The sequence below is a fragment of the Aeromicrobium sp. PFPM2_SD2 genome, from assembly GCF_057364525.1.
Genome location: NZ_JBNFNZ010000672.1, coordinates 1 through 894, shown reverse-complemented (window position 1 = coordinate 894; position 894 = coordinate 1). Strand labels below are relative to the sequence as shown.

Below are 894 nucleotides of genomic sequence, written 5' to 3'. Positions count from 1 at the left end.
CCGGGGGTCGGCGCGACCGGTCTCGACGAAGGCGTCGTGGGCCCGGCGCAGCCGGCGGACGAGCGCGACCGGGTCGGCACCCGGCGGCACCGCGACGTCGTGGCTGCGTCCCATGTCCGGAGTGTACGCACCGGCGTGACGCCGGTCACTGCCTCTCGAGCGTCAGGGCCGGTCGTCGTGGCTCCAGTCGACGTCCTCGCGCACGACGCGGGCCGGGACGCCGGCGACGACGGTGTGCGGGGGCACCTTCTGGCCACGGACGACGCTGCGCATGGCGACGACGGCGCCGTCGCCGACCTCCGCGTGCCCGGTGACGACCGCGTCGCGGCACAGCCACACGTGCGTGCCGAGCCGGACGTGGGCACCGAACGGGTTGAGCCGCTCCCCCGTGCGGCGGTCGGCCAGCCGGTGCATGTCGTCGGTGGCCACGTACGCGTTCGCGGCCCACAGCTGGTCGGGCCCGGCGACGACGGTGCCGCCGTTGCGTGCGTCCACGACGGCGCAGCGGGTGGCCACGAGCGGGCCGTGCAGGACGATCGCCGACCCGCCGCCGCAGTAGATCTCGCCCGCCGTCAGCTGCACCCCGGCGTCGAGGAAGACGGTGGCGCCGTCGCCCCCGACGAGCAGGGCGGACAGCCACGTCATCGGCGAGCCGACGACGACCAACGCGTCGTGGAACGGGATGAGGGTCAGGTCGTGCAGCACCCGGTCGGGCAGCGCGGCGCCCTCGGCCAGGTACAGCGCGTTGCCCTGGGCGTCCCACCAGTCCGGCAGCCCGTCGGTCGCCCGGTGCCAGTCGCGGGCGTCCAGCACGTCGGCCTCGACGCCGGCGGAGCGGAGGCGCTGACGGTGCTCGGGAGTCACCCGCCGCATCCTGCCACCCGCGGCGGGCCC

The 894-nt window shown here is 76.3% G+C and carries 1 protein-coding gene; it reads right to left on the bottom strand.

What is annotated here, in order from left to right; all coding sequences use genetic code 11:
• Window positions 1–162 precede the first annotated feature (162 nt).
• Window positions 163–873 (bottom strand): acyltransferase, encoded by a 711-nt coding sequence (locus AC2W7G_RS17345; RefSeq protein WP_485869534.1) that lies wholly within the window; start codon window positions 871–873, stop codon window positions 163–165.
• Window positions 874–894 lie beyond the last annotated feature (21 nt).